Consider the following 6,225-nt stretch of genomic DNA (forward strand, 5'->3'; position numbering starts at 1 on the left):
GAACCAAGATCCACTTTCCTGCAGCGCTCAGGCGGCTGCCGGCCGCTCGCGCAGCAGCAGTCCCGCGGTCACGGCGACCGTCGCGGCAGCCAGTCCGTGGACGCCGTACGCGGTCGCCGCCGGACCGCCTGCGTTCAGCACGATCAGCATGTCGCCGGCCGGGACGACGGCCATGGCCGCCATCGCCAGCCCGAGCGCCTTGCGCTGCCCGGCCAGCAGGAGCGCGAGTATCACCAGTCCGAAGCCGATGTCGCGCATGCCCTTGACCGCCAAAAAGCCCTTCCCCTGGTCCTGTGGCCAGGTCGGCAGCCCGAACCCTTCGGCCGTCGCCTGCGGTGCGAGCAGGTAGCTGATCCCGGTGTAGAGGAGGAACAGGCCGCCGAGGACGGCGAGGACGGTGGCGACGTGCTTCATGGTCATGGCGGGTCTCCTGAGGGTGTCGTACGGCGGAGCAGGACGGAACGGGTCGACGGCGGGCGTCGGATCGCCTCGCGAGGCATCGCAGCCGCATCACTGACAGCGGGGAGCCGGCTGAGACTTCGTCTGTTGCCCCGGGCGTCTCGGCGTTGTCCCGAGCAACGTCGTGATGGCTGGGGCCGCTGTTGCTCTCCGGTTTCGGCGATGCCGCCGATGTCGTGGCCGGGCCGGCGGTCGGCTGCGCAGCAGGGGTCGGCCGCCGGCGTTGGAGGCTTCCGGCGGGCGATGCCGGTGGGCCCGGACGGCGGCGCACTCGGCGCCGGGCTGGTCAGGGGCAGATGATGTAGCGGCCGCGGAGGCCGCCCTTGGCGGTGGCCCGGTGGGCTTCGGCGGCCTGGTCCAGCGAGACGACCGCGTAGACGCGGGCCGAAAGTTCGCCCGAGGCGGTGCGGATGAGGAGGTCGGCCAGTCGTGCGCTGTCGAAAGTGGTGACCACGGAGCCGACCGAGATCCCGCGCTCGGCGGCCGGTTCGAGGCCTGGCCGCAGCCCGACGTAGGTTCCGCCGTCGCGGACCAGCTCGAGCGCTGCTCCATTCAGCTGGGCGGGGTCGACGACTGCGTCCCATTCCGGCTCGGCGTGCGTGGTGAAGTCGGCGCCGAGGCCGCGGACGAACTCCTCGTCGCCAGCGCGGGCGAGCCCGGTCACCTGCCAGCCGCGTTCCCGGGCGAGGACGGCGACGTTCGCTCCGACCGCCCCCGCGGCGCCGGTCACCAGCAGCCGGGCGGCCCTGGCGGGCGCGTCGCCGAGCAAGTCGACGACCTGCGCAGCGGCCAGCCCGTTGAGGGGGACCGTGGTCGCGGCCAGCATGTCCAGCTCGTCGGGGACCGGGGCGACGTCGGCCGCTGCGACCACGATCTGCTCGGCGTAGGTGCCGTAGTCGCGGTCGAAGCCGACCACCAGGCCGGCCACCCTGGTGCCGACGGCCAGGTCGACGCCCGGCCCGGACGCGTCCACGACGCCGGCGAACTCCCAGCCCAGGCCCGTGTGCTCGGGCTGATCGACCAGCCCTATCGAGTGGAAGAAGCCCGCCGCGACGCCGAGATCGGTGGGGTTGACCGTCGCAGCGGCGATGGCGACTCGGATCTGGCCGGGGCCAGGATCGACGACTGGCACCTCGATGACCTCGATCGAATCGGGCCCGCTCGGGACGCGGACGACGGCGGTGCGGAAAGTGGGGGTGCCCATGACTTTGTTCCTCTGCGGTGGGGTGATCGTTTCCGTGCTCCATGCTCGCTTTGTGGATTCCGCAGCGGAAGAAGGCACTTGAAGGTGCGTAAGCTGCCTCCAGGTACGGAAGGGGCGATCGATGTCAACGCAGACGGCAGCTCAGCAGCGGGCCGAGGCGAAAGCGAGCTACAACGCGTTCATGGACGGTTGCCCCAGCCGCCAGTTGCTCGACCGCATCTCCGACAAGTGGGTCGCGTTGATCCTCGCGGCGCTCGGCTGCGACGGCCCGCACCGGCCCGGGGTCGACCACGAAGGCGGGCCCCGGGCGATGCGCTATTCCGAACTGTCCCGCCGGCTCGCGGGCGCCAGCCAGAAGATGCTTACCCAGACCCTGCGCTCCCTGGAAGTCGACGGCCTGGTCACCCGTACGGTCACGCCCACCGTGCCCGTCACCGTCACCTACGAACTGACCGACCTCGGTTTGTCCCTGAACCACGTCATGGCCGGACTCAAGGACTGGGCCGAAACGCACATGACCGACGTACTCGCCCACCGCGAGGAACACCACCGCACGACAGCCGAACAATGAGCTTGCCGATTGAACCTGCAGTGATGGTCTGCGTGGGAATGACATGCCTCTTCGTCACTCGCGCCACACGTTGTGCGCGGCTGGGAATGCAGCCACCCTCAGGACGGCTTTCTGGAGGAGACCGTGCGGCCTCTCGTCCACACGGCCGTCCGAGACTCGGGCAAGCGCGTCAGCGTCCACCTGGCCGACCAGGACGGCATGACCCTCGTCGTCGTCCTCAGCCACACCGAGCCTGAGGCCGAGCCCGACCAGACCGTGCTGACGGACACCGCCGTCGAGCACGAGCGGCCTCGACCGGCTGACCCGCGCGCTGCGGCCGGCGGGGGCGGCCCCGGAGGCGTAACCGGCCTCAGAGGTCGTGCGCCGTACCGCCCTGATGAGAAGCCGAGCCCCTTCGGGTGACGGGACAGGCACCCCTCCCGGCCCCGACAGGCGCGGAGTACGCTGCCGCGCCCGGCGTTGCCGCATCGAGCTGGTCCAGGATCTCGTCGGCGAGCAGATCCTGCGGGCCCTTGAGCGCATCGGCGGCCGCCCGGTCCGAAGGAAAGACCAACTCGGCCGCGATGTTGTCCTGCACGATCCGGGCGAGGTTGTCCAGGGCCACGAAGACCGGGTCCGAGAGCGGCTCGGCGGCCGGCAGGTCGATCAGATGGGTGGCCACCTTCGCCGGGTTCATGCACGGCCTGATGATGATCGAGTTCTGGTTCAGTTCGGACGTGGCCCACTGGGACAGCACGACCGTGTACAGGTCCTGCCACTCCTCCTCACCGATCCGGGCCCGCCACTTCCGCAGGACGCCCTGCACACCCGCGATCTGGGCCTCTGCCGCGTACCTCATGTTGGTGCGAATGCCCGCGTACACGCTGGAGGAGAAGTCCTCGAACGACCTGATGTCGAAGGACCGGGCCGCGGTGGAGACCTCGATGAACGAGAGTGCGCCGTCGAGCACCCGCGCGCACGAGACCACCATCTCCGACGGAATGCCGGCCTGGTCGAGCTGCCGCCGGGCGGCGGCCAGGGTGTCGGCGTACTGCCGGAGCGGTGTGATCCAGTCGGTGGTCGCCGTGTCCTTGAACGCGACCATGGCGAGGTCGTGCGCATCGATGCGGTCCGCGCCGGGGACGTTCGGAACCCTGTCGCTCAGGTGGGGCGCGATGATCGAGAAGACCCCGAGCGGCACATGGCTGACGGACTTCGCCAGCTCGAACACCTCCCCGACGGGATGCAGCGACTCCTGCGTGCCGTCGTGGACGAGGGTGAACCTTCCGCCCCTGGCGTCGTTCTGGACCACGAGGACGGGACTGAGCTGCGCGATCAGATCCGACTTGAGCGCGGCGTAGTGCGACCGCATACCGTTGTTGACCGCCACGATCGCGTCGCGGGCCCGACCGCGCCGAACGGCCGGGTCGCCGGCGGGTGCCCCGCTCCCGTCCTCGGCCGCCGCAGGTGAGGCCGCGAGGCCCGCCATGACACCGGCCGCGGTGGTACGGCCGAGGAAGCTTCTGCGCGTGGTCATTCTCCGCCTTCCGTAAGGGCCCACTCGCCGGGCGAGGGGCGGGGAACACGAAGTGGACGGCGCGCCGCCGGTCTTCCGCTTGGGGAAGACACCGACGCGCCGGTGTTCCCGGCAGACGGACAACGATTGCGAGCACCCGCGCGCACCGGGTGGTCGCGTAGCGGGTGGTGCGGTGGCCCCGGACGGGTGGCGATGCGGCGCCACTGCTTCAGGCGATTGAAGCAGCGTTCGAAGACGTTGCGGTGCTTGCATGCCTCGCGGTCGAAGGCCGGCGGGCGGCCTCCGTGCCTCCCCCGCCGGGCCCGGTCGCGGACCTGGTCGGCCCGCTCGGGAATGCTGTGGGCGATGCCCCCGCGGCAGAGCCAGGTGCGGATTGCTTTCGAGCTGTAGCCCTTGTCGCCCAGGACGTGCGCCGGTCGGCCCCGGGGCCGCCCAGGTCCGATGCGGGGCGCCCGGATCGCTTCCATCACGGTGGCGAACTGGGTGCAGTCGTCGGTGTTCCCGCCCTTCACGACGAAGGCGAGCGGTCGTCCGGACCCGTCGCAGGCCAGGCCGATCTTGCTGGTCAGACCGCCTCGGGACCAGCCGAGGGCCCGGGTCGCGGAGCCCCTTTCTCGGGCTCCGGCCGCGTGCTGGTGGGCCCGGACGAACTCCCCCTCGGCAGCGGACAGTTCATGTGCTGGCGACGTATCACGATCCCGCGATCCACCACCCGAGATCATTTGAGGACATTGCCTATGGCCAGTCTTCTGGCTACCTCTGCGGCCCTGGTGAGGCGTCACGGGTGCGACCGAGCCTCAACCTGCCGTCAAAAGCGCGGTGTTACTTGCGTGGGTGGCGACTGGGGACGCCACTATCTCTGACGGATCATCAGCCTCACCGGTATGATGGTGGCCACGTGCTCCCCGGGGGAAGGGCAGCTCATTGAGTGAGAACGCCGGTAGCGGAACGGCTTCTGAGCAGGCACCGCAGCGAAGCGGTCAAGCTCCGTCTTGGGCCTGGTGGGTCATCGGCATCCTGGTCCCGGTGCTAGGGATCGTCGCTACGGTCTGGGCGGCTTCCGGTCGTGCCGATAAGGCCGCTCCGCCGCCGGCCTCTGCCACCTCCAGCACCGCGGAGGCGTCTTCGCCTGCACCTACGGAGGAAGCACCGTCGACACCCGCGACGACGGAACAGACACCGACAGCAACCGCGTCAGACGAACCCAGCCCGACCGGGGCCCCGCAGGAAGCCGAAACGGGCCCCAGAAGGTCTTCCTGAACACGTTGGACGCTGTGGACGGTGGCCACTTCTGGGCTACTCACGTGACCCTACGAGGCAAGACGTATCCCGACTCGCTGTCGTCGGACTCGCACTGCCCACCTCGCGGGTCGATCGAGTACAACCTGGGTACGCAGTGGAGCACGTTCACCTTCACCGCAGGCATGGACGACAACTCGGCTGCGACGAGTGGCACGCTGACCATCTCCGCAGACGACGAAACTCTATGGACGGGAACCGTCACCCTGGGCCGGCCCCGTGACTTGACGCTGTCCGTCAAGGACAAGGTGCGCATGACGATCGCCTACACGCACGATGAAGGGTGCGAAGCCTCGGATTCCTGGGTCGCTCTCGGTGACGCCACCCTGGTTCGGTGAGCAGGGCTGCGCTTCGCGGCTGGGGGGGTAATCCGAAGGGAGACCGGCTCGGGTCTGTCCGGCGGATCTTGTGGTTTGAGTGATCGGTTCGTCGACGTTCACCCGTCGGCTGCACTGTCAGATCCGTTCGCTAAGGTCTGCGGCCATGACTGAGAGCACAACCGAAGCTTGGCCGGAACCTCCACTCGCCGGTACCGAGGCAGCAGCCGTCCTCGGCGCCCTCGAACGGCAGCGGGCTACCCTGGCGTGGAAGTGCTCCGGCCTGGACGCCTCCGGCCTTCGCGCCACACTGGGCGCGTCCACCATCACCCTGGGCGGCCTCCTCAAGCACCTGGCACACGTAGAAGACAGTCACTTCGCCCGGCTGTGGCTCGGCTCCCCCGTCGGTGCTCCCTGGGACGCCGTCGACTGGGACAGCACTCCCGACTGGGACTACCGCTCCGCTGCGGAGGACACCCCCGAGCAACTGCTCGCTCTCTGGCAGGAATCAGTCGCCCGCTCCCGTGCCATCGTTGACGAGGCGCTCAGCACGGGCGGGCTGGACCAAATCGGCGCCTACACCACCCGTAGCGGCGAACGCCCCAACCTCCGCCGTATCCTCCTTGACCTCATCGAGGAGTACGCCCGCCACGCCGGTCACGCCGACCTCATCCGTGAATCCGTCGACGGGCTCACGGGCGAGGACCCGCCGAGGTGAACCGGCGGGATGGACGGCCGACAGTCACATGATCCGCCGGACAGTTCCTAGTACTGCAACGGTCTATGTTGTGACGGTTGGGCAGTTTCTGGTGGTGTGTGGCCGCGTCGTTTGTAGTGGCTGATGCGGGCTTGGTGTTGT

6 protein-coding genes and 1 pseudogene are annotated in these 6,225 nt (G+C 69.2%); 3 read left to right on the forward strand and 4 right to left on the reverse strand.

Translation table 11 applies throughout. The annotated features are described in order from the left end of the window. Positions 1–27 precede the first annotated feature (27 nt). Both ACIBG6_RS38135 and ACIBG6_RS38140 read right to left on the reverse strand, forming a co-directional pair. A complete protein-coding gene (locus tag ACIBG6_RS38135) occupies positions 28–420 on the reverse strand; it encodes a DUF4267 domain-containing protein (RefSeq protein ID WP_399227355.1) in 393 nt (130 codons plus the stop codon). A gap of 325 nt (positions 421–745) precedes the next feature. After that, entirely contained in the window at positions 746–1,663 is a 918-nt protein-coding gene (locus ACIBG6_RS38140; protein ID WP_399227356.1) for an alcohol dehydrogenase catalytic domain-containing protein, read from the reverse strand. Between the two features lie 121 nt (positions 1,664–1,784). Here ACIBG6_RS38140 and ACIBG6_RS38145 point away from each other — a divergent pair, with 121 nt between their 5' ends. Continuing rightward, a complete protein-coding gene (locus ACIBG6_RS38145) occupies positions 1,785–2,234 on the forward strand; it encodes a winged helix-turn-helix transcriptional regulator (RefSeq protein WP_399227357.1) in 450 nt (149 codons plus the stop codon). A 349-nt stretch (positions 2,235–2,583) separates the two neighbouring features. Here ACIBG6_RS38145 and ACIBG6_RS38150 read toward each other — a convergent pair whose 3' ends face one another. After that, entirely contained in the window at positions 2,584–3,750 is a 1,167-nt protein-coding gene (locus tag ACIBG6_RS38150) for a twin-arginine translocation signal domain-containing protein (RefSeq protein WP_399227358.1), read from the reverse strand. Between the two features lie 182 nt (positions 3,751–3,932). Further along, positions 3,933–4,472, reverse strand: a pseudogene (locus ACIBG6_RS38155) (IS5 family transposase); the annotation flags it as partial. 582 nt (positions 4,473–5,054) lie between these two features. Here ACIBG6_RS38155 and ACIBG6_RS38160 point away from each other — a divergent pair. Beyond that, complete coding sequence (locus tag ACIBG6_RS38160; protein ID WP_399227364.1) at positions 5,055–5,387, forward strand: NPCBM/NEW2 domain-containing protein; 333 nt, start codon at positions 5,055–5,057, stop codon at positions 5,385–5,387. A gap of 145 nt (positions 5,388–5,532) precedes the next feature. Continuing rightward, positions 5,533–6,084, forward strand: coding sequence for a DinB family protein (locus ACIBG6_RS38165; RefSeq protein ID WP_399227359.1), 552 nt, complete (start codon positions 5,533–5,535; stop codon positions 6,082–6,084). Positions 6,085–6,225: the final 141 nt, after the last annotated feature.

This window comes from Streptomyces sp. NPDC050842 (genome assembly GCF_044456565.1).
Taxonomy (GTDB): Bacteria; Actinomycetota; Actinomycetes; order Streptomycetales; family Streptomycetaceae; genus Streptomyces.